The sequence below is a fragment of the Oleiphilus sp. HI0132 genome, from assembly GCF_001635845.1.
In genome coordinates, this window is the sequence record NZ_LWGJ01000757.1 from 1 (window position 1) to 249 (window position 249).

Sequence of the window (249 nt, forward strand, 5' to 3'; positions counted from 1 at the left end):
TAAATCCAAGTAATCTTCATCGCCCTCTCCGTTTAGCCTTATAGAAAAATCACCATATACCAAACCTCCGTCTTGTTGCACCAAGCGCAAGCCATCAGAATAAACGTCTACGCCGTCTTCTTGAATATCCCACGCAACGTAACCATCAGCCTTTGCCATCGTCCAAGGCTCAAGAAATAATTCCGGGAAACCCAGCTCAAAGTCATGACTTGAAAAGTTTACGAAGCCTCCCTGATTATCAGCAAATAC

General features: G+C 44.2%; 1 protein-coding gene. It reads right to left on the reverse strand.

Annotated features, from left to right (window positions below; genetic code table 11):
• Window positions 1–249 (reverse strand): hypothetical protein (locus A3766_RS30795; RefSeq protein WP_197479461.1); only part of this gene is annotated, 249 nt, incomplete at both ends.